This window comes from Vallitalea sediminicola (assembly GCF_054408565.1).
On sequence record NZ_BTPT01000066.1, the window covers coordinates 1 to 26,086 of the forward strand.

Sequence of the window (26,086 nt, forward strand, 5' to 3'; positions counted from 1 at the left end):
CCTTAACTTAATGACATTGCCCCTAGGGGAAACCTACTTATCATTCAATATTTTTTTAAGCTCATCCATAAAAGTATTAATATCCTTGAATTCACGATATATAGATGCAAATCTGACATAAGCTACTTCATCAATGTTCTTTAGCTTTTCCATAACTTTTTCACCGATATCTTTACTCTTAATTTCTTTTTTTAATGAATTATATATACTGTTTTCAATTTCATCTACTAATCCTTCGATTTCACTCATTGACACTGAGCGTTTATGACAAGATCTAACAACACCATTCATTAACTTATTTCTATTGTAAGGTTCTCTCGTTTTATCTTTTTTAATAATGACTAAAGGTATTGTCTCTATCTTTTCATAAGTAGTAAACCTTTTACCACATGCTTCACATTGTCTTCTTCTTCTTATTAGATTATTTTCATCTGATGGTCTTGAGTCAACTACTTTGGTATTATCCTCATTGCAAAAAGGACATCTCATAAATTATTCTCCCTACTTTCCGCTTATAGCCACTATTTTAGTCATATTATAAGTTATAAGTAGAAAAAGGTCAACCTATGAATCGAAATACTTTTAATTATTAATATTCTGATTCAACCAATGAATCATCTACATTGATCTCTACCAGAATTATATCTTCACCTATCTTTTTTATACTATCCCAAGGTATCTGGTATTCTTTTCCTCTACCAAACATTCCAAATAGTTTAGCTGGTCCTGGAACAATTAGTTTAATTAATTTACCTTCTTGTAAATCAACTTCAATATCACTTATAAATCCTAATCTAATACCGTCATTAGAATTAATAACCTCTTTTTGTTTCATATCATATATTCTAACCATAACAAATTCCCCCTAAAAGCTGTCCTTACTTAGATTCCTGACTTAAAATTATTTTCCTAGCTAATTTAAGTATCTTTTCATATGCCTTATAGCTGATTTTTCTAGTCTAGATACTTGCGCTTGAGAAATACTAATTTCACTAGCCACTTCCATTTGTGTTTTACCTTGAAAAAATCTAAGCTTCAGTATATTGAATTCTCTTTTAGGAAGTTTTTTCATAGCTTCTCCAAGAGCTATTGATTGAACCCATTTCTCTTCTTTATTTTTTTTGTCGCTTACTTGATCCATTATATATAAAGAATCGCCCCCATCATTATAAACAGGTTCAAATAGTGACACAGGATCTTGAATAGCATCAAGAGCAAAAACAACATCTTCTTTTCTCATATCTAACTCTTTTGCGATTTCCATTATAGTTGGTTCTTTATTGTTTTGTCTTAATAATCTTTCTTTTGCTTGTAAAGCTTTATAAGCTGTATCTCTAAGGGATCTGCTAACCCTTATACTATTATTGTCCCTTAGATACCTTCTTATTTCCCCTATTATCATTGGTACGGCATATGTTGAAAATTTAACATTTTGAGTAATATCAAAGTTATCTATTGCCTTAATAAGTCCTACACAACCTACTTGAAACAAGTCATCTACCATTTCCCCTGAATTACTAAATCTCTTAATGACACTTAATACTAATCTCAGATTTCCATGAATATATTCATCACGAGCAACTAGATCCCCATCAAGTATCCTATTAAATAATGCTTCTTTTTCTTTATTCTTCAATATGGGTAATTTAGATGTATTCACACCACATATTTCAACTTTGTTCAATGCCATACTCTACCTCCAGTAATCATTTTGTCATATATTTTTCTTCATATTAAAATGATTGCCAGCGGTAATATATTTATACCTTTTTTTATTGCATTCTAATAATTTCCTTTTGTAATCTTTTTATGATTTTCTTCTCAAGCCTTGATATATATGATTGTGATATGCCTAACATATCCGCAACTTCTTTTTGAGTTTTTTCTTCGCCATCTGCTTTAAGTCCAAATCTAAGTTCAACTATAACTCTTTCTCTATTAGACAATTTACTAAGCGCTTTTTTTAATAATTCTTTATCTACTTCTTCTTCAATATTTCTATAGATGACATCTTCCTCAGTACCTAGTATATCCGATAATAATAATTCATTTCCATCCCAATCAACATTAAGGGGTTCATCAATAGATATCTCTAACTTAGTCTTATTATTTCTTCTTAGATACATAAGTATCTCATTTTCTATACATCTAGAAGCATAAGTCGCTAGTTTAATTTTTTTATCTGGTTTAAATGTATTGATTGATTTTATTAGTCCTATTGTACCAATAGAAATTAAGTCTTCTACTCCAATACCAGTATTTTCGAATTTCTTAGCTATATATACTACAAGTCTTAAGTTATGCTCGATAAGTATAGATTTCACCTTAAAATCATTCTCACTCCCAAGCATAGATATAATCCTTGATTCCTCTTCATTTCCAAGTGGAGCGGGCAATATCTCACTACCTCCAATGTAGTGAATTTCTCCATTATCCCACAAAAATAATTTTCTAAATCTGCCAATAAGTTTCATGCTAAAAATATCTAATATATTTTTACTTTTACATACCAATTCTATTCCCCCTATTATATATCTCTTGCTATATCTTATTGATATTGAAACAAAAGATATTTTCCTTAGCTTTTCTGTTATTTATTTTGTGTTATAACACATTAAAATTATCATACTTCTAATGTACACTAACTAATTCAGGATGTATAAGCACTTGATAACTATTGTCATTAGACAGTTTCTTGTCATAAACAGCAATTACCACATCTCTAAAATCTTTTGTTTCATCACCAAGGTTAATACATATATTATCTGCAACAATTCCGAGTAACATTCCATTCTCATTTCCTAGGGAAGAAAATGGAATCAGCCTTAATTTCAAATTATTATTTTTACCAAACTCTGCGAAATTTGATATGTTATATAAGTCGCCGGAAATATTCTGCAGCTTATCATAACTATCTTTTTTTAGTAAACCTTTTAGCAGTTCACTTTCTGCAATAATAACAGGATTATTTGTTATAGGATCATATAGATTATTACCTGTATCTAGTAAGCCATTAACATTGATTTTAGAATCATTAATATTGATTTCTAACCCAAATAAATTTTTATTTGTCTGAACTGTACTGACCATTACCTTTCTAATAATCCTAAATATGATAATTGCAATTATTCCAAAAATTACAAATAGCCCTACTCTCAGATTCATATTGTATGTACCATTTATTACTTTACTTACTTCAACTCCAATAAATGAATAGTAATATAATGCAAACATTATTCCGCCAAGCATGATTGCGCTCAAATACATAATAATTGTTAATTTAATAAATTCACTTAATCTCTTAGGTTTAAATGATATGTATATCAATAATATACTAGTTAATAAATAACCCACGACAACATTAAAAAGATAACTATCGTAAGGAAGTATAACAATAATACACATCATTAATGCTCCAACTATAGCACCAACCAATAATCTAATCTTTTTGGTATTTTTCTTTGTTAGTATTCTAACTATCCAAAGTATAATATAGTCCATTATCAAATTAATAATGAAGACTATGTCAATATAAACTTCTAAATACACGCCCCCCCTCCTTTTCAAATTGGTAATAAAATTAAGGCTTTGTCTCTTTTGTTGTATGAATACTATAGTATATTTTATTCACATATTATTTAAGCTATGCTAATTATAGCATGGCTAATTGGAATAATTTGTCAAAAACAATAAATGAATTATATTTTTTTTATTATATTTTTCAACAAAAAAATAAGAGGTTACTCACAAAGGAGTAACCTCTTACCAATTATATTATCTATTTCTTTTTCTTTGTAAAAACGGTGGAATATCTATAGGTTTTTCATCAATATGTATATCCGTCTGAACTTTTTGTTCTGGCTCAGTAGTTGCACTTACCATTTCGCTAGTTCTAGAACTAATGTTATTGGAAAAGTTATCAGGTCTACTTTCTGTAATAGGTGCTTCAAAACCAGTTGCAATTACAGTAACTACTAATTCATCCTCTAGAGAATCATCAATAATCTGACCATATATAATATTTGAATCGTTTCCTGTAGCTTCCTGTATTAATTGAATCGCATCATTAGCTTCAAACATAGACATATTGGAGTCACCACTAATGTTAATAAGTATGTGTTTAGCTCCATCAATTGTTGTCTCAAGCAATGGACTTGAAATAGCCATTTGTGCCGCTTCCTCAGACTTATTATCACCTTTAGCTTTTCCGATACCAATATGTGCAATACCTTTATTGGCCATTACAGTTTCTACATCAGCAAAATCTAGATTAATTATACCTGGTGTATAAATCAAATCTGATATACCTTGTACACCTTGTTGTAATATTTCATCTGCCTTCTTGAAAGCATCTTTTACAGTGGTTCTTCTATCTATAATGGATAACAATTTTTGGTTCGGTATAACAATTAACGTATCTACCGATTTCTTCAATGCAGTTATTCCAGCATCTGCATTCTTCATTCTGACTCTGCCTTCAAAATCAAAAGGTTTTGTAACAACACCAACTGTAAGAATCCCCATTTCTTTAGAAATGTTAGTTATTACAGGGGCTGCACCAGTACCAGTACCGCCACCCATACCAGCGGTAACAAAAACCATATCTGCACCTTTCATAGCTTCAGATAGTTCCTCTTTGCTCTCTTCAGCAGCTTTCAAACCAACTTCTGGATTAGCTCCAGCTCCTAGTCCTCTTGTGAGTTTTTCCCCTATTTGAATTTTAACAGAAGCTTTTGAGCATTGTAGAGCTTGTACATCTGTATTAACAGCAATAAACTCAACACCATTCAACCTATCTTCTATCATTCTATTGACGGCGTTATTTCCACCTCCGCCTACTCCAATGACAACAATCTTTGCCACACTTGCCTTTTCATTCATTTTAATTTCAAGCAAAGTAGTTCCTCCTAACAAATCTTTCTTAATCTATATGCATTTAAGCGATTTTATTGACATAATCTCTTACACATAATAATATATTTTTTTTGATAATTAATCAACATAAAAATTGAAATTTTAATTATTTTTTTTGGATATTTAAGTAAAAATTATAATAATTGAAGTTTTTACTTATTAAAGCCTAGTAATTATTTACTATTATAGGGAGTAAATATAATTTTTCTTTTTCCTGTGTCAGATAAGTTAATTGTTCCTTCTACACCTTCAGGCAATTTCCCTATCAAATCTTTTAATAGTTCAAATTTCCTATTAATATCATTTATGTTACCGATTGATATAGATATTTTGTCGATTTTTAATACAATTTGTTCTGGATCATTGTAATTAAAATCAATATAGTCTATTTTGAAATCAAACTTTTCCATTTTATGTGATATTTCTAAAATAGATTTAAAAATTTCTGCATCATCTGTAAACAACTTGTCCCCAATTACAAAACGGTCAAAAGATAGCCCATGTACGATAGGTATATTAACTTGTAAATCATTTGTATAATCAATTACAGTACCGTCTTTACTAAGACAAAGGTATTTACCCATATATGGAATATAGGATATTACACTTTTTTCAGTTACAACAATATCTATGTTGTTAAAAGAACGGTACTTCATATCTATATTCTCAATATATGGATATTCTCCTAAATCTAATTCTTCAGCAGCTAATTTATATACAAATAAATTTGTCTTTTCATGAATACCTACTATATTCTTTATTGTCTCTTCACTATATATTTTATTTCCTATAACAGTAATGATATTTACGTTAATAAGTTGAAAGGCAAATATTACTACAATTAATACTATACAAATTATCAACAATACAAATTTACCAGATTTATTTTTACGCTTTCTAACTTTTTCCATTGAAATAACATTAGACATATTATCACCTTTAATCTGAAGAGTATTTTATCTTGGCTCCCAACAAGCTTAAATCTTTTTCCAAATTCTCGTATCCTCTTAAAATATGACTAGCATTATTTACAATAGTTTTACCTTCTGCATCTAGACCTGCTAGTACTAATGCCGCACCACCTCTTAAATCTTCTGCAAAAACTTCTGCTCCGTTTAATCTATTAACTCCCTTTAATACTGCTATCCTTCCATCTATAATAATATCGGCACCCATTCTTACTAATTCTGCAACATGTTTATACCTTGATTCAAATATTGTTTCAGCAATTATACTTGTTCCATCAGCTGTTACAAGACAACTCATTAACTGGGCTTGCATATCAGTAGGAAAACCCGGATATGGTTGAGTTCTTATGAGATCAAGTGATTTTAGTCTTTCAGGCGCTTTTATTAATATACTATCTTCATATTCCTTGACAAAACATCCCATCTCATTTATTTTAGTTATTGTTGAATTCAAATGACTTTTACATATGTCTTTTAGTAGTACTTCTCCACCAGCAGCAGCAACAGCACACAAGTAAGTTCCTGCGACAATTCTGTCAGGCATTATCCTATATTCAACTGAATTTAACTTGTTAACACCTTTTATGGTAATTGTGTCTGTTCCAGCCCCTTCTATCTTAGCTCCCATTTTGCATAAGAATTCTTGTAATTCTAATATTTCAGGTTCTTTAGCAGCATTATTAATAGTTGTAATTCCTTCTGAGAGTACTGCTGTCAGCATCACATTTTCAGTAGCTCCAACACTAGGATAATCAAGACTTACTTTATTTCCGATTATTTCGTTAGTGCTGCATTCAATAAATCCATGCCTATCTTTTATGTCAACATTCATCTGCTTTAAAGCTTTTAAGTGCAAATCAATTGGACGAGTTCCAATAGAACAACCACCTGGAAAAGATATCTTCACAGTTTTTAGTCTTCCAAGAACAGAACCTAATAGTATTATGGAAGACCTCATCATCTGAACATATTTTTCTGGTATTATATGAGTTGTTATAACAGAAGAGTCAATTATTAATATATCACCCTCCCATTTGATTGTACACCCTATTGCAGTTAGTATGTTAAGCATATTATAGACATCTAGTATCTTAGGACAGTTATGAAAATATGTCTTCCCTTCATTCAAAACAGTAGCTGCAAGTAATGGGAGAACTGCATTCTTTGACCCTTGCACTTTTATTTCACCACTTAGACTGTATCCGCCTTCTATAATATATTTACCCATGTACTGCGACCTCCGCACAAATAGCAATTCTATATAATTTATAATATTCATTTATCGTTTTTATGTTACTATATAACTTATCCCTTAATCAATTACAGTAACATAAAAATTAATATAATAAATGATTCATCATTGTAACGTGCGGGTTGTTTTTTATGTATATCTATCCCGCTTTACTAATCTTAGATCTTCTAGCTATACCAAGCACCATTCCTATCTCAACCATAAGAAACAGTAGTGAAGAACCCCCGTAACTTATAAATGGTAGCGGCATACCTGTTGCAGGTATGGAATTGGTAACAACAGCGATATTAATTATAACTTGTAATCCAATCTGTGCCATAACACCAACAACAATAAGCAAACTGTTAAGATCAGAACAATTACTAGCTATAACCATACATCTCCATATTAGTAATATAAATAAGATAATAAGTGCCAAAGCCCCGAACAAACCTAATTCCTCGCAGACTATTGAAAATATAATATCATTATGTGCCTCAGGAATAAATCCTCTTTTTTGCATACTTTGACCTAGACCCGTTCCAAATAAACCACCTGTACCAATAGCATATAAGGATTGAATAGTTTGATATCCTTTACCAAGGGGATCTGTCCACGGTCCTTCAAGCCATATTTTAACTCTGTCTGCTCTATATCCAGCCAACATAATCCCTAGCACAGCACCAAGAGAACCTGGCAGAGCAGTTATTAACATTAATTTATAGACTTTGGGTACTGCAACAAATAGAATAGCTACACCTATAGCAAAAACAACAATAGCAGTACTCATATTAGTTGCACCAACTAACGCTGTTGGGATACCTATTATGAATAATATAAACATCATCAATCTATATTTATCTAGGTGGCTAACCATTTTTGATGCAACATAAGCAATGACAATAATAATCATCAACTTGGCAAACTCTGAAGGTTGAAAATTAAATGGACCAACAATCAACCATCTCTTAGCTCCTTTGATTTCTTTACCAACAAGTAATACCAGAACCAAAAAACCTAGAGACATTATGTAAATTAGCAAAGCAAATCTATTAAAAAAATGAAAGTCTATCCTTGATACAATCAGCATTACAACTATTCCGAGAACACCCCATACCATTTGCTTCTTAAGGTAATGGGTACTATCATTATACATATCAATACTATAATAATAGCTAGAACTATATATCATAATGATGCCAAAAACAATAAGAATAACCACTATTGCAACAAGAGTAAAATCTGTTTGATTTTTTTTTCTCTTTAAAAGCGACCGTTTCTTACGATGTCTCTTATTTGTTTTTTCATGCAACATAACCCCTCCTTATTGGTTATCTAATTCACTTACATACTTCTTAAATAAATTACCTCTTTCCTCAAAGTTTTTAAACATATCCCAACTTGCGCATGCAGGTGATAATAAAACATTGTCACCACTTTCTGCCAGTAAATATGCCTTATCCACTGCCTCTTTTAAGTTATCTACTTGATATATTGATTCAAATCCATTTTTTCTGGCAGCAACTTCAATCATGGATGCTGTCTCACCAAAAAGAATTAAACCTTTCACTTTGTTATCAAATGCTTTTATCCAATTGTCATAACTTGCACCTTTATCCATACCGCCGCCAATTAGAACAGTACTTTTTTTCATTGATTTTATTCCATTAATAGCAGCATCCTCATTAGTAGCCTTTGAATCGTTAAAATACTTAACTCCTTTAATTATAGCTACATACTCAACTCTATGTGCAACTCCTTTAAAATCCTCTATGACTTCACTGATTATATGAACTGGAACTTGCATGCATAGCGTAATAGCAACCCCTGCCATAATATTTTCTATATTATGCTCACCTAATTTATTGATATCTATAATTTTTTCTTCTATATCATTAATATTAGTACATATATAATCATCTTTTAAGTAAACTCCCTTAGAATCTATAGGATGTTTGCTGAAAAATATAACATTAGCTGGAATTCTGTTAACTAAACCTCTACATATTTCATTATCATAATTAACAATGCAGTAATCCTCTTTTGATTGATTTTCAGTAATTCTAAGTTTTGCATTAATGTAATTATCGTATGTTTTATGCCTATTAAGATGATCTGGAGTTATATTTAAAATAGCGCTTACTTTTGGAGCAAACTCATGTATTGTTTCCAACTGAAAACTGCTTATTTCAGCAACTATTTTTGAATCTTTATCAGTTTTTGCTACTATACCTGAAAAAGGAATACCAATATTTCCAACAACAAATGTTTTATCATAATACTTTTCCATTATTTCTCCAACAAGAGTTGTTGTTGTTGTTTTTCCATTAGTTCCAGTAATAGCGGCAACAGGAGCTTCACAAAGTCTATATGATAATTCGATTTCACTCCATACAGGTATATTCATATCAAAAACTTTTTTGACAAATGGAAGATTAAGAGGCACTCCTGGACTAATGATTACTAGCCATGTATTATTTAAAATACTGTAATCGAATTCTCCAAAAACGAATCTTGGTTCTTTGCCATTGAATAATTTTATACTATCTTCTAATTGTTCTTTGCTTTTTCCATCATATACTGTGACATTAGCCTCATTTTCTAAACATAGCTTAGCTGCACTTATACCACTTAATGCCATTCCAATAACAAGTATATTCTTATCTTTTAATTCCATTCTAGCAACACCCTTCATCTAAAAAAATCCATTAAAAGCTAATAATCCTATTAAACTCAAAATTGCTGTAACTATGCAAAAAACAACAACAACTTTTGTCTCATTCCACCCCGATAATTCAAAGTGATGATGAATAGGTGCCATTTTAAAGAATCTTTTTTTAGTAAGTTTAAAATTAAATACTTGAATCATAACCGAAACAGCTTCAATAACATATATTAGACCAACTATCAATAAAAATATAGGCATTTTCAGATATATGGCTGTAGCAGCAACAAAACCACCTAGTGCAAGAGAACCTGTATCTCCCATAAATACTTTTGCAGGATAAGTATTAAACAATAAGAATCCCAATAAACTACCTACAGCTGCACAAGTGATTGGTGTAATTTCACTTTCTATTCCAATGCTTACCACTGTAAAAAATGTGGCAACAAGTACAGTTACACCAGAAGCTAATCCATCTAACCCATCAGTTAAATTCACACTATTCACTGTACCAATCATAATAATGAATATTAAAGGTATATACCACCATCCAAGGTCAATTGCTAATCCTCCTGAAAAAGGAATATAAATCTCAGTACCTAGAGAAGTTACATTAAACATATAATAGCAATAAATTCCAGTTATTATAAACTGTGCTATAATCTTTTGATATGCTTTTAGCCCTAATGACCTTTTCATACCTACTTTAATAAAATCATCTAAAAATCCTATAATACCAAAACTTACTGTTATGAATAATATAGGTATAATATCAGGATTGCTTCCAACATAAATCAAAGATGTCAAAAGTATACCTGCTAGTATAACTACACCACCCATAGTAGGCGTTCCAGCTTTCTTTAAATGAGATCTCGGTCCATCATCCCTTACGAATTGACCAAATTTTAATCTAGCCAAAAATGGGATAACAATTGGACATAGCACCACACTTATAAAAAATGAAATCAATACTGGTATTATATAGGATGTATTTGTCATAAGTTCCACCTCTTAAATTCCTCAACTTTCGTTTTAACTTTTATTTATAATGACTGTAACTTTTCAACTATCTTTTCAAGATGCATTCCTCTAGATGCTTTTATTATAATTGTGTCATTTGACTTAACTAGATTATCAATATCATCTATTAGATCTTCTTTAGTAACATAATATAATATTCTATCTTTTTGCATTCCATGATCTACAGCACTTTCAAAAATGTACTTGGCATCATTGCCCACACATATAAGCAAGTCAATATTTTTATTAGCTGCTTCTTCTCCAATTCTGCTATGAGCCTCACTGGACCTGTCTCCCATTTCAAACATATCGCCTAGAATAGCCACTTTTCTGCCATCTGTATCTAAGTTATTCAATGTTTCAAGAGCCGATTTCATAGAGTCAACACTAGCATTATAGGCATCATTGATTACTACAATATCCTTATCAAGTATAATCTTATCCATTCTCATTTTAGAAGGTTTATATTTGTATGCACCTTGTTCTATTTCATCAACAGTCATATTTAGATGATTCCCAATTATAATCCCCGGTAATATATTATATAACATATGTTTTCCAAGTGTATTAAGTTTAATATTAAACTCTCTATTAGCCCCTTTAATTGTCCCTTGTAAACCCTTCCAGCCTAACACTTCATAATTAGTAATATAGAAATCATTACTCTCATTGAAACCAAAAGTAAGTGTTTTAAAGTTAATTTTATCTTTTAATTTTCTAAGATAAGTATCATCCCCATTCAATATTACCAGACCATCTTCCTTAAGGAAATCAAGTATTTCACTTTTAGCTTTTAATATATTATCTTTAGTACCAAAATACTCAATATGTGCCTCTCCAATATTAGTAATTACAGCTATATCAGGATTAGCAATTTCACTAAGTCTGTGAAGCTCACCATAATGATTCATTCCCATTTCAAGAACAATCACTTGATGTTTTTCTTCTAATTTAAAAATAGTGAGGGGAAGCCCTATTTCATTATTAAAATTACCGCTAGTCTTATGAACAAGATATCTAGTACTTAGAACAGAACCAATCATTTCTTTACAACTGGTCTTTCCAACACTACCTGTTACAGCGATTACAGGTATCTTAAACATAGAAAGGTAATACTTAGCAAAATCTTTTAGAGCTTGCCCAGTATTATCTACTAATACCCCTAGTCTATCAGAAGGTATCTTTGCTTTATCTTCTGTAAACACAAGCACAGCACCTTTTTCAAATGCCGCCATTATAAAATCATGACCATCAAAGTTATCTCCCTTAATAGGTATAAATATATCATTTTTAAGTATGGTTCTTGAATCTATCGAGACATTATTATATCTAATATCTTGCTTTATTAATTCTTTATTAACAATACTCCCTTTTACTACTTCAGCAATTGTCTCTATATCTACTTGCCTCATTGATAAATCATTTCCTTTCTTAGGCAATTATTCTTCTGTCATAAAATAATTTAATACTACCTCAGCATCATCCAAATGAATTACTTTATCATGAAGTATTTGATAATCTTCATGACCCTTGCCCGCTATAAGGATCAAATCTCCTTCTTTTGCCATAGAAAGGGCTGTGTGTATACCTTTTAATCTATCAGCTACTTTAACATATTCACATTTAGTCTTTTTAATACCAATTTCCACTTCATCAATAATAGAAATTGGATCTTCAGTTCTTGGATTATCAGAAGTAATTACACAATAATCAGAATTAGTCCCAGCAATCTCTCCCATTATAGGTCTTTTGCTAGTATCTCTATCTCCACCACAACCGAATACTGTAATAATCCTAGCCTTTGCAAATTCTTTCATGGATTGTAATACATTAAGCAGTCCATCTGGCGCATGAGCATAATCAACTATTACTGTATAGCCTTTACTGCTTGTGAAAGATTGAAATCTACCTCTGATCCCTTTATTCTTTTCTAGTCCCTTTATAACTACATCCATAGGAACACCTAGAGCTAAACAAGCTCCCATAGCTGCTAAAGCATTATATACACTGAATTTCCCTGGTGTGTTAAGTGTCAATTTATATGAAGCACCTTCATAAACCACATTAAATGTGACTCCACTTAAATCAATACTTAAATCTGTAGCGTTTAGGTCTGCATTATCATTTTCAACACCATAAGTAAGATATTTGTTGCATGTGCCATTTTCCATCATATATGGTCCATACTCATCATCTATATTAATAACTCCTGTTTCACACATTTTGAATAATTTTAGTTTAGCGTCTCTGTAATTTTCCATTGTCTTATGAAAATCCAAGTGATCCAAAGTAAGATTAGTATATATGCCAACATCAAATCTACTAGCATCTACTCGATGTAAAGCAAGTGAATGAGATGATACTTCCATCACTACTGCATTAACATTCTCTTGTACCATATTGTAAAATAATTCTTGTAAATCCAGTGATTCAGGCGTAGTTCTACTAGCCTTCAGCACTTCATCACCAATTCTATTCTCAATAGTACCAATAATTCCAGTTTTTTTATTGAACTCCTCTATAATACTCTTAGCCAGATAAGTAATTGAAGTTTTTCCATTAGTACCAGTGACACCAATTAATCTAAACTTATTTGATGGATGATTGTAATATCTTTCAGCTATAAATGCTATAGCTTTTCTTGTATCATCAACTTTCAATATAGCTACATCTTCATCAATTCCATCAACATCTTCTTCAACTAAAATTGCTTTTGCTCCTTTTGATACAGCACTTCCAACATACTTATGTCCATCTTCCTTAAAACCTTTTATACAAACAAACAGACTGGCATCTGTTACTTTTCTAGAATCATACTGTATATTCGATATATTTATATCTTCATTTCCTTGTAACACTTCATAATCTATATTCTTTAACAGCCCTTGTAGTTTCAAACTATCTCCTCCAAACTGAGAGAATTATATAACTAATATTATGTAATTCCCAAAACTATAATTTACCATTAATATTACCATAATTTTTTTAATCTGCAAAGAGTATTAATTTACTGTCTCTATTAACTTTATCATCAGGTAACGGAAACTGTTCTGTTATAGTTTCTCCATTACCAATATTTACTACTTCTAATTCTATATCTTTTAGTATTTTTTTTGCTTCATCTATATTTTCACCCAATAAATCAGGTATAGTAATCTCACCAACTTTGAATTCATCAAAATCTCTTTGGACATATTTAGGATTGATGCCCATATATGGTAAAATATTTTCATATAATTCTCTAATTACAGGAGCTGCAACAGTACCTCCATAATATATACCTTCTGGTTCATCAACAAGTACTAGAGCGATAACCTGTGGATTATCAGCTGGTGCAAATCCTAAAAAAGATGATATATATTTATTACTACTTCTAGGAAGTTTTTCAGAAGTAGCCGTTTTACCTCCTACTTTGTAACCTGGAACATAACATCTTCTACCAGTACCTTCTGAAACAACACTTTCTAATAAAGCAGCCATCGTATCAGATGTTTCTTTACTTATAGCTGTTTTAGAATTATCATATTTCAAAGTCTCAACAGGTTCACCATCTTCATTAAGAATCTCTACACCAAAATGAGGTGTTACGAGTTTCCCTCCATTAACTACTGCTGACCCGGCTCTAACTAACTGTAATGGAGTAATCTGAAAAGATTGACCAAATGACATTGTAGCAAGTTCTACTGGTCCGATGTTCGCCTTTTTATGCATTATACTAACAGCTTCTCCGGGAAGATCAATTCCTGTTTTAGTCAATAAACCAAATTTATCAAAATACTTAAGGAATTTATCTACTCCCAACCTTTCAGCTACAGCCATAAAAACTGGGTTACATGAGTTCTGAACGCCTTGAATAAAAGTCTCTGAACCATGTCCTCCTGCCTTATGACATCTTATTCTTCTATCAGCAACTATACTATACCCAGGACAGAAAAAAGTATCATCAAGTTTAACTACCTTCTCTTCTAATCCCGCCGAAGCAGTCACTACTTTAAAAGTCGAACCTGGTTCATAAGTATCATTAATACAATAGTTTCGCCATATTTGATTTAGTATTTTTTGTTGTTCTTCACTTGACTCTATTTGTAAATCCCCAAGATAAAAAGGATCATTAAGATCAAAGTCTGGTTTGTTAGCCATAGCATATATTTCACCGTTTTGAGGGTTCATAACTATTATAGAGCCTCTGTTAGCATTCTTGGATATAAGAACTTTCTCAAGTGCTTGCTCTGCATATTTTTGAATGTTAATATCCATACTTGTGACTAAATGATAACCATCTACTGGGTCTTTTCTACTTTCTGCTAAGTTTTCAATTTCAATACCTTTTGCATTGGTTTTTGTCAATATCATACCTACTTCACCTTTTAAATATTTATCATATTTAACTTCAAGACCAATGATTCCTTGATTATCCCTTCCAACAAAACCTATTACATGAGATCCAAGTGTTGAAAATGGATATATTCTCTTGTAATCTTCGTCGATAACAATACCATCTAGACCATATTCTCTTATTTCATCCGCAATCTCTTTTTCTACGTTCATCTTTATTCTTTCTAGCGCTACTTTATTTTGGACTTTTTTCTTGACATATTCATATTCTAATTCCAGTTTATCACATAGGACTTCTATAACTTTTTCTTTATCTGTAATTTGATTATGTATAACAGAAACACATGTAACCGATTTATTCACCGCAATAGGAACACCGTTCCTATCAAGTATACTACCTCTTTCAGCTTTTATGACTCGTTCTCTATTATGAAGTTCTTCTGCTTTTTCTTGTAGAAAATCAGCCTTACAAATCATTATATAACCTACACGAAAACATAATATGAAAAGTAATAAAACATAAATGAAACATATAAAAAACGTTCTTTTTCTATTATGTGTTTTTGTTCTTAGCATTATTTCACCATAACATTAACTTTTATATAATTCTATGAATTTTCATAAATGTTATGCTTAATTTAAAGGAAACTTAATAATTAATAAATATTTATCTTTCAATTATCTACAGAAACATTTTCTTTTTCTTCACCTTCAAGACGAGGATATATATTCATATATGGAAGTGTTTTTTCCATTATGCTCTTAAAAATGTTCTGTGCAAATATACTTGTTGGTTTTGGTGATTCAGGTTCATCGACAATTACCAACAATGCTATCTTTGGATTATCCACTGGTGCAAATCCTAGAAATGAAACCATATATTTTTCTGCTGACCTAGGTAATTTTTCTGCTGTACCTGTTTTACCTCCAATATCATATCCTTCTATAGCAACTCTCTTACCTGTACCATTCTCAACAACAGAATACAAAGCATCTTTTGTGATTTGAGCTGTTTTTGACGATATGACTTGTCTTACTTTTTTGGAATCATTAGCTTTCACAACATTACCATTTTCATTGACAATCTTCTTCATCATATGTGGTTCATATAAATATCCACCATTAATCAACGAGCCAAAAGCTGTTATTAATTGAAGTGGCGTTATAGTAAGACCTTGTCCAAAAGAACAAGTAGCTAGTTGAACAGGACCAAGCCCATCCAAATCATAGTATTCCGAATCTCCCTCACCTATTAAATCAATATTAGTTCTTGTTCCTAATCCAAATAACTGTTGATATTCATAAAATATGTCTTTACCTATCTTCGCTCCTATATCCATAAAAGCAACATTACATGAATTTTCTAGTGCCCCTACAACCGTCAAATCTCCATGCCCCTCAGATTTCCAGCATGAAATATTATGCCCGTAAAGTTTTTTACTACCGCTACAATGAAATGTTTCAGATAAATTCACTTTCTTTTCTTCTATAGCAGCAGCAGCTACAAATGGTTTGAAAGTTGAACCTGGTTCATAGGTATCACTAATGTTAAAATTACGCCATAATCCATAAAGAAATTCCGTTCTTTTTTCTAGAGGCATATCCTTAATTTCTTCTTCGGTATAATATGCAGTCAAATCATAAGGATCATTCAAGTTATAATCAGGATAACTAGCCATAGCAAGCACTTCTCCATTTTGTGGATTAGTAGCAACTACATATACATTTTGGGGATTACTGTCTAAGTTAGCCTTTATTGCTTCTTCAACGTAGTATTGAATAGTTTGGTCTATGGTAAGTACTACATCATTGCCGTTTTTAGGTTCTATGTATTTATTTTCTATATAATTACCATCATTGATAACACCGAATTCTCTACCTTCTTCTCCTCGCAAATAATTCCCGTAACTTTGTTCAACACCCCATCTACCTTGGTTAGCCTTGTCTACAAATCCCAAAACGTCTGACAACATATTGTTATTGGGATATAATCTTTTATAAACTTCTTTCAGATGAAGTCCTTTATAGTGCCTTTTTATTATATCTTCAAACTCATTTTCAATTTCGTTATAATTAAGACTAAATGCTAAGACTTCATAATTACTGAAAGCTCTGTTTTTCAGCAAATCTCTTAGCTCAGACTCCTTATATTCATAAGTATCCACTAAAAAATTAATAGTTTTATCAATATCTTTTTCGTCGCACTTCGCTAATACTCCTGGGTCAAAAATCAAATCATACACTTTCTTGCTTTCTGCAAAAATTCTACCATTTCTATCATATATTGTTCCTCTTTTAGGTTCTAAAAGATTATTATATCTAACACTATTATTAACTTGTTGAGATAATACACGTTTTTTATAGTTCAGACTTTCTGCATTAACGATCGAATATACTCTTACACATAATAAAAGAATGCATATAATAAAAATAAAGAAAAGGAAAACCAAATTCCTTTTCGCTTTGTATGTACTATTTTTTATGTTATTCAATGATATCACCTTCCATTTGATAGAATAAAACTAAATATTTTGTTGAAGTCATTATTCTGCTCAGTTGGCTGTGTAATTTCAGATAATTGTTCCGTATAACTGTTTTCTGCAACATCTAATTTATTTATTTGACTTTCAATAGGTACTATCATGCCAAGCTGGGTCGTTGCTATTTCATATATTTGGTTAAGGTCAATATTGGTATTAATACTTTCCTCAATCAATTTATTATTTTTTTTGAGATTGTTGAGTTTGTTTTCTAACGCTGCAATATTTTCACATCTATCTGATACGGTAAATTGTGTTTTAATCATGACAATACACATAAACATAGTAAGACATAATATAAGTGAAAATTTCATCTTATATCTATACCTTTTAACTACTCTTCTCTGAGCTTTGCTTCTGTTAACTTCATTTAAATTATTTTCATTAATTGAATTCCTATTATAAGCATTGTAGTCTCTATCTAATTTAGCTGCATTATTCCCTATCACATAAAATTCATTATTAGCATTATAATGCTTTTTACTCATCTATTCCACCTCAACCTTCTCAAAAATTCTAAGCTTAGCACTTTTAGAACGACTGTTGCTACTTAATTCTTCTTCTGTAGCTATAATTGGTTTTCTAGTTATTACCTTGCCTTTTGATTTCTTATTGCAAACACATATAGGAAAATCAGGAGGGCACGTACATGGGTCTTGATTATCTTTAAATGCTCTTTTAACAATTCTATCTTCTAATGAATGAAATGTTATAATGCATAATCTTCCACCGTCATTAAGTCTATCAATCATATCGTTCAATGTATTTTTCAAAACATTTAATTCTTCATTCAATTCAATCCTAATAGCTTGAAATGTTCTCTTAGCAGGATGTCCACCTTTTTGCATAGCTTTGTTAGGTATAGACCTTCTAATAATATCAACTAATTCAAATGTAGTTTCTATAGGTTTTTCTTGTCTCGCTGCCACTATGTTCCTAACAATTCTTGATGCCCATTTTTCTTCTCCATATGTTCTAATGACTTTGTATAATTCTTCATCACTATAGTTATTAACAATGTCCGCTGCAGTAGATGCTTGTCTTGTATCCATTCGCATATCAAGAGGTGCTTCTTTCATATATGAAAATCCTCTTTCAGCAGTATCCAGTTGATGTGATGATACACCTAGGTCTAATAAAATCCCATCTACTTTTTCAATGCCTTCTTCATTTAGAACTGATTCAAATCCTGAAAAATTAGATCGATGTATTCTAACTATATTTTTATATTCTGCTAATTTTTTTGCACTTGCGTCAATAGCATTTTCATCTTGGTCAATACCTAAAAGCAATCCATCATCATTCAATTTTTTACATATTTCATATGAATGACCTGCTCCACCGAGTGTTCCATCGATATAAATACCCTCAGGTTTTATATTGAGTCCTTTTATACATTCTTCTAATAGTACTGACTTATGTTGAAATGCCATTTTACTCCCTCTTTCTATCTATATGCCTTATAAACTATATGTCTAAATCTTCCATATCTTCCGCTAGTTCACTAATATCAATATCGTCATCAGCATTGTAATCTTCCCAGTTTTCTTTGGACCAAATCTCTACCCTATTAGATACACCAATCAGAATAACTTCCTTTTCAAGTAGAGAGTATTCTCTAAGGTGTGATGGTATCAGTATTCTTCCTTGTTTGTCCAAATTACATTCGTTAGCTGAAGCAATAAAAAATCTTTGTATTCTTCTTGCATCTTTCTTCTTCATAGGGTTATTATTTAACTTTTGGATAAATTTATTCCATTCTTCTTCTGTATATACCATTAAACATTGGTCGAATCCTTTGGTTATATAAAAAGTCTCACCTAGTAGAGTCCTGAATTTTGCAGGTACTATTAATCTTCCTTTATCATCAATTGAATGTTTATATTCACCTATAAACATAGTATCCACCTGCAATTCTTTGATAGTTTAGAACTATCATCCACTTTTCACCACTTAGTACCACTTTTTACCACCTATATGCATATAATAGTATATATGAAAAAGTTTTTCAAGTATTAAAGCAAAAAAAAATAACAGATCAATACATCCAATCTGTTATTTTATATAAATTTTTATTAGATTTTTATACACTATTACTACTTTTGCAATGATACTACTATTTAAAACGAATGCTTTTTGGTAATTCCCATAATTTTTGTATATTCATTCTATTTATTTTATACAAATTTTTATTTAATTTTACAATTCAAACTATTCCTAAACACCTATAGTAATTAACTCTCACTTCCTTTAATTAATAAGTACTAATACCCCTAATCTATATTTCAAGGAAGTTAACTTTTTATTTTGCTGTACTGCTTTTCTGTCATATTTGCTGTAACATAATAACTTTCAATAAGTTCGTCGAGTTCAACACTAACTCTATAAATTTCTTGTTGATCTGCTTTACAAGCAATCAATTCGTCAAGAATTTCCCTTAGCTGCTCAATATTGTAATTCTGCATTTCTCATTCCCCTTAGCTTTTAAGCTTCTTTCAATATTTGTAGCATTCGTTTTCTATCTCGTTCTCTTCCTCCTCATGATTATTATAAACGCTAATGACACAACTATAAGAACCCCTGCAAGTAATTGTGAAACTGGAATACCCGAACTACCAATTATTAATTGATCTGTTCTTAGACCCTCAATCCAAACTCTACCTAATCCATATCCCAAAAGATATAGTGCAAATATTTCTCCGTTGAATTTTCTTCTTTTGAAATATACTAACAACAGAATAAAAATACCTAAATTCCATAATGATTCGTATAAGAATGTTGGTTGAACTTGTATATACTCTACACCATTTACTGTTTTAATTTTATCTAGTAATTGGGCAGGAACATACTTAGCCTTAGTAGTTTTCAACATCATGGCTAGATGATTCTCAGTGTAACCTCCAAATGCTTCCATATTAATGAAATTACCCCATCTACCAATAATTTGACCAAGTATTAGGCCTGGAGCTGCAGTATCTGCAAAATTCCAGAAATCAACTTTTTTACGCTTTGAAAATATGACTAGAGTTATTACTGCTCCGATGATTCCTCCATAGATAGCTAGTCCGCCTTCCCTGAATGCAAATATCTTCACTAAATTATCTTTATATTCATTCCATGAAAACATTACATAAAACAATCTAGCAGAAACTACTGAAACGATAAGTGCATAAATTAAAAAATCAGGATATAAGGCTTCGTCTATACCATTCCTTTTTGCTAATTGAATTGCAACAAATAATCCTGCGAGTATCCCAAATCCTATTATTAAACCATACCAATATACATCTAAACCAAATATGCTAAATGCAACTGGATCGATATTATTTATCTCTATACCTAGATTTGGAAAAATAATGTCCGGTGCTAAATTCATTTTTTCATTCCTCCATAAAAAATCATATTACAAATATAATATAGTATATTCTTAGAAAATGCAAACTTTTCGTCCACATTTACCATAACATTTTTTTATACGACATATACAGACAGAAACCTCTTGGACATTAACTATCCATAAGTAATATTGTATTATATTAACTTAATGAAGTAGTTAAATATATATTATTGATTAATTTTATCAGATTGTGTTATACTAATATATAATTATAATATAAGAACATATTTTAAGTGAAATAAGGAGGAACTAGTAATGAACAGAGTCAATCATAGAAGACCACATCATAGAGTAGGTGAAAAGCAAGTAAAACAGCAATCAGAGGAAAAAAGCATAATGGAATTTGATATCAAAAAAACTTCTATTATTATTGCTATTTTTTGTTTTATAGAAGGCTGGTTAATCGGACTAGCAATGAACAGAAAATAATCCATATAAAATCTTCCTAGGTTAATAACCTAGGTTTTTATTTGTATGAACTTATTGAAATAGGTAGATAAATATTTAATTTCAATATATATAGTTGACAATACTGCTACATAATATTTATAATAACAGCAGTAAAGAATAATATGATTAATTAGGAAGGAAGACGACGAATGAAATTAGGAATTGTAGGATTACCCAATGTCGGTAAGAGTACGTTATTTAATTCTTTAACTAAGGCTGGAGCAGAATCTGCTAATTATCCATTCTGTACCATTGACCCTAATATAGGTATCGTTACAGTCCCAGACCCAAGACTAGATGAATTAACTAAATTATATGATTCTAAAAAAACTATACCAGCAGTTATAGAGTTTGTTGATATTGCCGGTTTAGTAAAGGGTGCTAGTAAAGGTGAAGGACTGGGTAATAAATTTTTATCCAATATAAGAGAGGTAGACTCTATAGTTCATGTAGTTAGATGTTTCGAAGATACTAACGTAGTTCATGTAGATGGTTCTATCGACCCATTAAGAGATGTTGAAACTATTAATCTTGAATTGATTTTCTCTGACATAGAGATATTAGATAGAAGATTAGCCAAAACAACCAAATCTCTTAAAGGAGATAAATCTCTCGCAAAGGAAATAGTTGTACTAAAAAAATTAAAAGAAGAGTTGGAAGAAGGTAATTCCGCAAGAAATATTGAATTCAATTCTGAAGAAGATATTAAATTTGTAGAGTCTCTTAATCTTCTTACATATAAACCTGTTATTTATGCTACTAATGTTACAGAAGATGATCTTCCAGATGATGGAGCTAGTAATCCTTATGTACAATTAGTAAAGGATTTCGCTAAGAAAGAAGCTTCTGAAGCATTTGTGATATGTGCTAAGATAGAAGAAGAGATCTCCGAACTTGATGATGATGAAAGAGCAATGTTCCTAGAGGATCTTGGTATAAAAGATGCTGGTCTTGAAAAATTAATAAAAGCAAGCTACAGCCTTCTTGGTCTTATCAGTTTCCTTACTGCTGGAGAAAAAGAAACAAGAGCTTGGACTATTACAAAAGGTACAAAAGCTCCTGGTGCCGCTGGTAAAATCCATACTGATTTTGAAAAAGGATTTATCCGTGCAGAAGTAGTTAAATATAAAGACCTTATTGAAACAGGTAATTATACTGCTGCTAAAGAAAAAGGATTAGTTGGAGTTGAAGGTAAGGAATATGTAGTACAAGACGGAGATGTAATGTTGTTTAGATTTAACGTGTAAATCAAATAAATTCTAAAATTAAAATCAATCTTTGAAACCCAGTAATATCAAGGGCTTTAAAGTTTGATTTCTTTATATTTAAATTAAAACCTTTAAAATAATGCAATTGATTTAAATATTCCAATCAGTTTTTCTAATTACTATTCATATTCAATCATAGCATCTTTAACAAAATCATTTGTAACATGACTATATCGGATATTTCTATGTATACCAGCTTTCTTTAGCATTTTCTTGAAATGATAGGTAGACGAACTCAGATTATAAGTTTTCCCTCTACTGTGCAAATACTAAATCATTATCACTGTAGTATTTTCCTATGTTTAATTTTTCTTCATTTTGCTCTATCTTATATTTTTTTAGTTTCTTAATTAACAACGATGGATTGCTTAACATATAAATTATTGGTATTTAATTCTATATCTTCCCAACGTAGCCTAATAGTTCCCCTCGTCTTAATCCAGTATGTAGTTCTAATAAATAAGCTATATAATGTCTCGCCCCCTTATCCTCTTGAAGCAATAATTCACTTTTTTCTAGGGTTAAATATTTCATGTCTTTATCATTTTGTCCTGAAAGATTAACAAGATTACTTACATTTTTATTTATTAATTCCTGCCTTACTGCTTTACTCAGAGCTGCATGTATGATAACATGGATTCTTCTTATGGTTTTCCCTGTTAAACCTTATCCAGTTTTTTTATTTCCACTTCGTTGCAAATAATTCTAAAATTTCTGGAGATTATAATCTTTTAACTCTGATAGTTTTATTTTCCCTATTTGAGAATTATATAAATTAATAACTGTATATGGGAAAACGCATAGTGAAGTTTCCAAGGAGTTACCTAGAATAAGAATGGAATTATATATAGGCACATATGATAAGGATACAGATACAATGTTTGCCATATCAATCTCTTCCTCTAGTCCTGATTATATTGCTGTACCATATTCTACATCCGTTAACATGCAATAAAAAATACCATTCATACCCACAATGTACACCCTCTCCAAATTTTGTTCTAATCTAAGTAATATTGATTATAATTTCATAAATCATAGAATTAATCACCTACTCCCTATTAACTTATTTTATTCATAATCCATTTTAAAAATTTTTCTCTTTGAATTGGATACCAGTCATTACATATAATAAATTTTCTTCCTTTCCATATTAAAAACATATTTCTTTTGTAATATCTCACATTTCCTTTTGAGTCTGTATACATTGTCTTCATGTCTTCTTTTGAAATCCCTTCATTAATTTCTCTTAAAATAGGGAAATGCATTTCAAAATTATTGTTACAGAATCCCTTACTAGTAAGAAAGTCTAAAATCTGATTTTCAAGAATATCTTTTTCTTTAAGAATTTTTAGCGATGTCACTATAAAAGATTTGTTCTCTAGACTTTTTAAGCCATTAAGTGTTGCCAAAGTATCATTTGCGTAAGAATCTATTTTATTATGTATAACTAAATTATCAATATATTTTCCATCTACCTCACTTATTGCTTTATAATTATTTGAAATACTTTTATAATTTTCTTTTTCTGTATTAGTAACAAATTCAATCAAATTCTTGTTAATCAAACTCTCCGCCATGAGCCTATATTTGTAATTAACTTCATCAACTAAATTATCAGATTTCATTAGCTTATTGGGACTATATAGTTTCATACAAATTGCCTTTACTAAATTTTTTATATCTATAATAAGATTATGATTATCAGGCTTGTCTAATATAAACGCCAAATAAGTTGGTATCAAAGTAATATTCCATAATAGTGAGAAAAAATATGGATTTTCAGTATTTCCCCATACATGAGAAATAGTATAATTTATGATATTACTATTACTTCCTTGGCTTACTAAAATTCCTGTATACTCTTTAATAATTTCCCTAACAAATCTATTTCCATCTCTATCTACAATAATATTTGTTTGCATACCAGGATGAAAAATTTCATTATCTGAAGTGACCCTATATGCCTCATGTCTGTTTTTCACATTCAGCAGTTCCTTTTCATTACTATTTTTTATCAAGTATAAGTCCTTAAATTTCGTAGAATATCTTACAGGTATTTTATATCCCTTTCCCCTTCTAATATGAAATTTTTCTGACTGATTAGTAACTATCTCTGGCCTGAAAAACAATATATTCTGGACAAAGTGTAAAACAAATTCTTCTTCACTTTTAAATAGCCCTAACAATGAATCTAGCCCATCTATTATTTCCATTTACCCTATCCTCCTACTTATTATTCTATTATCATTTAAAATAGCCCAAACATACGCTGGTCCTCTTACAATATTATTTATAATTCCTGGTCCATCCAACGGCATCATGCCGTATGCCTTAAAAATTTATATCTAAAATAAGTATTTCTAAATTCTATACTTCAAACTATAATTATACTCCTAATTTTTTCTCTTTTCTACAAAATTTCGGTACCAAATAGAAAAGTACCCCTACAAAACGGCTTAAAATGGACATTCTGAAATTTATAAAACTAAAATGGAAACCATTGTTTAGATTTAACGTGTAGATAACATCTATAATTAAACTATTATCATACAAAATCAAAACCTCCTATTGATGAATATTTTCACCATTAGGAGGTTTTATTATATCTATTTATACTGCACCCTGTATCTTAAAACCGTTTTCAATTTTGATTCCTCAGTCTTTCTTACATCGGAAAGATAAATCTCTCTATGTCTCAGTGTCTTTATATCCAGATTATTTTCTTTAATATAATCCTTCATTACACTAAAAGTACGTGGTTCATCATCATATGAACCAACATGCATCATCTGAACAGATAGCCCATCTTCCATAGTATCAAAAGTTATTTTATCTAATAAAGGATGTGGTTTCTTCTTCTTGACGTTCTCCAATGCTATATCAACTACTTCTTTAGTCACAAAATCAGGTTGTCTAATCATGATGGTATATAATAATTCATCTTTATCCAAGGTATCACTTAGTTTACCTTGCTCTGTCAAATCCCATACACCTTCAAGAGGATAGACAGTATACTCAAAATACCCTTTGGGAGTATAACCTTTCTTAGGCATCATCCTTACTGCATAAGCCATAGAATATAAAACTCCAATTTTTTCAGCAAATTCTTCACTGTTAGGATTCCCCTTACCGCTTATCATAAAGAACTTTTGTTCAGGCACAGTTACTAATCGTGGTTCAACCTTGGGAACATATAGATTTTTTTCTGTCTTTCTCCATTCGTATTTCATATTATCTCTTCTTTCTTACATTAATATATAGAATATAACATATATAATATGACAACATTCATGTC

24 protein-coding genes are annotated in these 26,086 nt (G+C 30.6%); 2 read left to right on the forward strand and 22 right to left on the reverse strand.

What is annotated here, in order from left to right; all coding sequences use genetic code 11:
• Nucleotides 1-33: 33 nt before the first annotated feature.
• From nrdR to lgt, 20 genes are all read right to left on the reverse strand, one after another.
• Nucleotides 34-489 (reverse strand): transcriptional regulator NrdR, encoded by a 456-nt coding sequence (gene nrdR / locus ACX6CF_RS21615; protein WP_458787449.1) that lies wholly within the window; start codon nucleotides 487-489, stop codon nucleotides 34-36.
• Nucleotides 490-589: 100 nt separating this feature from the next.
• On the reverse strand, nucleotides 590-853 hold the full coding sequence (locus tag ACX6CF_RS21620; RefSeq protein ID WP_458787450.1) for a YlmC/YmxH family sporulation protein: 264 nt from the start codon (nucleotides 851-853) through the stop codon (nucleotides 590-592).
• Nucleotides 854-913: 60 nt separating this feature from the next.
• Nucleotides 914-1,690, reverse strand: coding sequence for an RNA polymerase sporulation sigma factor SigG (sigG, locus tag ACX6CF_RS21625; RefSeq protein WP_458787451.1), 777 nt, complete (start codon nucleotides 1,688-1,690; stop codon nucleotides 914-916).
• An 82-nt stretch (nucleotides 1,691-1,772) separates the two neighbouring features.
• A complete protein-coding gene (gene sigE / locus ACX6CF_RS21630) occupies nucleotides 1,773-2,474 on the reverse strand; it encodes an RNA polymerase sporulation sigma factor SigE (RefSeq protein WP_458787472.1) in 702 nt (233 codons plus the stop codon).
• A gap of 157 nt (nucleotides 2,475-2,631) precedes the next feature.
• Entirely contained in the window at nucleotides 2,632-3,549 is a 918-nt protein-coding gene (locus tag ACX6CF_RS21635; RefSeq protein ID WP_458787452.1) for a sigma-E processing peptidase SpoIIGA, read from the reverse strand.
• 225 nt (nucleotides 3,550-3,774) lie between these two features.
• Nucleotides 3,775-4,896: a cell division protein FtsZ gene (gene ftsZ, locus ACX6CF_RS21640; RefSeq protein WP_458787453.1), complete on the reverse strand. Its 1,122-nt coding sequence runs from the start codon at nucleotides 4,894-4,896 to the stop codon at nucleotides 3,775-3,777.
• A 191-nt stretch (nucleotides 4,897-5,087) separates the two neighbouring features.
• Nucleotides 5,088-5,843 (reverse strand): cell division protein FtsQ/DivIB, encoded by a 756-nt coding sequence (locus ACX6CF_RS21645; RefSeq protein ID WP_458787454.1) that lies wholly within the window; start codon nucleotides 5,841-5,843, stop codon nucleotides 5,088-5,090.
• Nucleotides 5,844-5,853: 10 nt separating this feature from the next.
• A complete protein-coding gene (murA, locus tag ACX6CF_RS21650) occupies nucleotides 5,854-7,110 on the reverse strand; it encodes a UDP-N-acetylglucosamine 1-carboxyvinyltransferase (protein ID WP_458787455.1) in 1,257 nt (418 codons plus the stop codon).
• Nucleotides 7,111-7,273: 163 nt separating this feature from the next.
• Entirely contained in the window at nucleotides 7,274-8,428 is a 1,155-nt protein-coding gene (locus ACX6CF_RS21655) for an FtsW/RodA/SpoVE family cell cycle protein (RefSeq protein WP_458787456.1), read from the reverse strand.
• Between the two features lie 9 nt (nucleotides 8,429-8,437).
• Nucleotides 8,438-9,790: a UDP-N-acetylmuramoyl-L-alanine--D-glutamate ligase gene (gene murD / locus ACX6CF_RS21660; protein ID WP_458787457.1), complete on the reverse strand. Its 1,353-nt coding sequence runs from the start codon at nucleotides 9,788-9,790 to the stop codon at nucleotides 8,438-8,440.
• An 18-nt stretch (nucleotides 9,791-9,808) separates the two neighbouring features.
• Nucleotides 9,809-10,777, reverse strand: coding sequence for a phospho-N-acetylmuramoyl-pentapeptide-transferase (gene mraY, locus ACX6CF_RS21665; RefSeq protein ID WP_458787458.1), 969 nt, complete (start codon nucleotides 10,775-10,777; stop codon nucleotides 9,809-9,811).
• A gap of 44 nt (nucleotides 10,778-10,821) precedes the next feature.
• Nucleotides 10,822-12,237, reverse strand: coding sequence for a UDP-N-acetylmuramoyl-tripeptide--D-alanyl-D-alanine ligase (locus ACX6CF_RS21670; protein WP_458787459.1), 1,416 nt, complete (start codon nucleotides 12,235-12,237; stop codon nucleotides 10,822-10,824).
• Nucleotides 12,238-13,695 carry a UDP-N-acetylmuramoyl-L-alanyl-D-glutamate--2,6-diaminopimelate ligase gene (locus tag ACX6CF_RS21675; protein ID WP_458787460.1) on the reverse strand — a complete coding sequence of 486 codons (1,458 nt, stop codon included), beginning with the start codon at nucleotides 13,693-13,695 and terminating at the stop codon, nucleotides 12,238-12,240.
• A gap of 88 nt (nucleotides 13,696-13,783) precedes the next feature.
• The gene (locus ACX6CF_RS21680) at nucleotides 13,784-15,709 is read right to left on the reverse strand and encodes a penicillin-binding transpeptidase domain-containing protein (RefSeq protein WP_458787461.1); all 1,926 of its coding nucleotides are present in this window, start codon (nucleotides 15,707-15,709) and stop codon (nucleotides 13,784-13,786) included.
• Nucleotides 15,710-15,807: 98 nt separating this feature from the next.
• Nucleotides 15,808-17,625 carry a peptidoglycan D,D-transpeptidase FtsI family protein gene (locus tag ACX6CF_RS21685; RefSeq protein ID WP_458787462.1) on the reverse strand — a complete coding sequence of 606 codons (1,818 nt, stop codon included), beginning with the start codon at nucleotides 17,623-17,625 and terminating at the stop codon, nucleotides 15,808-15,810.
• A gap of 5 nt (nucleotides 17,626-17,630) precedes the next feature.
• The gene (locus ACX6CF_RS21690; protein ID WP_458787463.1) at nucleotides 17,631-18,161 is read right to left on the reverse strand and encodes a septum formation initiator family protein; all 531 of its coding nucleotides are present in this window, start codon (nucleotides 18,159-18,161) and stop codon (nucleotides 17,631-17,633) included.
• Nucleotides 18,162-19,106 (reverse strand): 16S rRNA (cytosine(1402)-N(4))-methyltransferase RsmH, encoded by a 945-nt coding sequence (rsmH, locus tag ACX6CF_RS21695; protein ID WP_458787464.1) that lies wholly within the window; start codon nucleotides 19,104-19,106, stop codon nucleotides 18,162-18,164.
• A gap of 34 nt (nucleotides 19,107-19,140) precedes the next feature.
• Nucleotides 19,141-19,572 carry a division/cell wall cluster transcriptional repressor MraZ gene (mraZ, locus tag ACX6CF_RS21700; RefSeq protein ID WP_458787465.1) on the reverse strand — a complete coding sequence of 144 codons (432 nt, stop codon included), beginning with the start codon at nucleotides 19,570-19,572 and terminating at the stop codon, nucleotides 19,141-19,143.
• A 395-nt stretch (nucleotides 19,573-19,967) separates the two neighbouring features.
• Nucleotides 19,968-20,138, reverse strand: a complete 171-nt coding sequence (locus tag ACX6CF_RS21705; protein ID WP_458787466.1) for a Spo0E family sporulation regulatory protein-aspartic acid phosphatase — start codon at nucleotides 20,136-20,138, stop codon at nucleotides 19,968-19,970.
• A 53-nt stretch (nucleotides 20,139-20,191) separates the two neighbouring features.
• Nucleotides 20,192-21,049, reverse strand: coding sequence for a prolipoprotein diacylglyceryl transferase (gene lgt, locus ACX6CF_RS21710; protein WP_458787467.1), 858 nt, complete (start codon nucleotides 21,047-21,049; stop codon nucleotides 20,192-20,194).
• Nucleotides 21,050-21,325: 276 nt separating this feature from the next.
• Between lgt and ACX6CF_RS21715 the strand changes: the two genes are divergently transcribed.
• Together ACX6CF_RS21715 and ychF are read left to right on the forward strand one after the other, a co-directional pair.
• Complete coding sequence (locus ACX6CF_RS21715; protein ID WP_458787468.1) at nucleotides 21,326-21,499, forward strand: hypothetical protein; 174 nt, start codon at nucleotides 21,326-21,328, stop codon at nucleotides 21,497-21,499.
• Nucleotides 21,500-21,669: 170 nt separating this feature from the next.
• Complete coding sequence (gene ychF / locus ACX6CF_RS21720; RefSeq protein ID WP_458787469.1) at nucleotides 21,670-22,767, forward strand: redox-regulated ATPase YchF; 1,098 nt, start codon at nucleotides 21,670-21,672, stop codon at nucleotides 22,765-22,767.
• 1,082 nt (nucleotides 22,768-23,849) lie between these two features.
• On the opposite strand, the gene ACX6CF_RS21725 is transcribed toward ychF, so the two are convergent.
• Together ACX6CF_RS21725 and ACX6CF_RS21730 are read right to left on the reverse strand one after the other, a co-directional pair.
• Entirely contained in the window at nucleotides 23,850-25,004 is a 1,155-nt protein-coding gene (locus ACX6CF_RS21725) for a hypothetical protein (RefSeq protein ID WP_458787470.1), read from the reverse strand.
• Nucleotides 25,005-25,397: 393 nt separating this feature from the next.
• Nucleotides 25,398-26,021: a GyrI-like domain-containing protein gene (locus tag ACX6CF_RS21730; protein WP_458787471.1), complete on the reverse strand. Its 624-nt coding sequence runs from the start codon at nucleotides 26,019-26,021 to the stop codon at nucleotides 25,398-25,400.
• Nucleotides 26,022-26,086: the final 65 nt, after the last annotated feature.

Coding starts and splice junctions, on each gene's coding strand:
- ACX6CF_RS21705 (WP_458787466.1), bottom strand. CDS start 20,138: ATGCAGAATTACAATATTGAGCAGCTAAGGGAAATTCTTGACGAATTG.
- ACX6CF_RS21725 (WP_458787470.1), bottom strand. CDS start 25,004: ATGGAAATAATAGATGGGCTAGATTCATTGTTAGGGCTATTTAAAAGT.
- mraY (WP_458787458.1), bottom strand. CDS start 10,777: ATGACAAATACATCCTATATAATACCAGTATTGATTTCATTTTTTATA.
- ACX6CF_RS21680 (WP_458787461.1), bottom strand. CDS start 15,709: ATGCTAAGAACAAAAACACATAATAGAAAAAGAACGTTTTTTATATGT.
- ACX6CF_RS21715 (WP_458787468.1), top strand. CDS start 21,326: ATGAACAGAGTCAATCATAGAAGACCACATCATAGAGTAGGTGAAAAG.
- ychF (WP_458787469.1), top strand. CDS start 21,670: ATGAAATTAGGAATTGTAGGATTACCCAATGTCGGTAAGAGTACGTTA.
- sigE (WP_458787472.1), bottom strand. CDS start 2,474: ATGAAACTTATTGGCAGATTTAGAAAATTATTTTTGTGGGATAATGGA.
- ACX6CF_RS21690 (WP_458787463.1), bottom strand. CDS start 18,161: ATGAGTAAAAAGCATTATAATGCTAATAATGAATTTTATGTGATAGGG.
- ACX6CF_RS21730 (WP_458787471.1), bottom strand. CDS start 26,021: ATGAAATACGAATGGAGAAAGACAGAAAAAAATCTATATGTTCCCAAG.
- nrdR (WP_458787449.1), bottom strand. CDS start 489: ATGAGATGTCCTTTTTGCAATGAGGATAATACCAAAGTAGTTGACTCA.
- ACX6CF_RS21645 (WP_458787454.1), bottom strand. CDS start 5,843: ATGTCTAATGTTATTTCAATGGAAAAAGTTAGAAAGCGTAAAAATAAA.
- ACX6CF_RS21655 (WP_458787456.1), bottom strand. CDS start 8,428: ATGTTGCATGAAAAAACAAATAAGAGACATCGTAAGAAACGGTCGCTT.
- murA (WP_458787455.1), bottom strand. CDS start 7,110: ATGGGTAAATATATTATAGAAGGCGGATACAGTCTAAGTGGTGAAATA.
- ACX6CF_RS21620 (WP_458787450.1), bottom strand. CDS start 853: ATGGTTAGAATATATGATATGAAACAAAAAGAGGTTATTAATTCTAAT.
- mraZ (WP_458787465.1), bottom strand. CDS start 19,572: ATGTTTATAGGTGAATATAAACATTCAATTGATGATAAAGGAAGATTA.
- rsmH (WP_458787464.1), bottom strand. CDS start 19,106: ATGGCATTTCAACATAAGTCAGTACTATTAGAAGAATGTATAAAAGGA.
- murD (WP_458787457.1), bottom strand. CDS start 9,790: ATGGAATTAAAAGATAAGAATATACTTGTTATTGGAATGGCATTAAGT.
- sigG (WP_458787451.1), bottom strand. CDS start 1,690: ATGGCATTGAACAAAGTTGAAATATGTGGTGTGAATACATCTAAATTA.
- lgt (WP_458787467.1), bottom strand. CDS start 21,049: ATGAATTTAGCACCGGACATTATTTTTCCAAATCTAGGTATAGAGATA.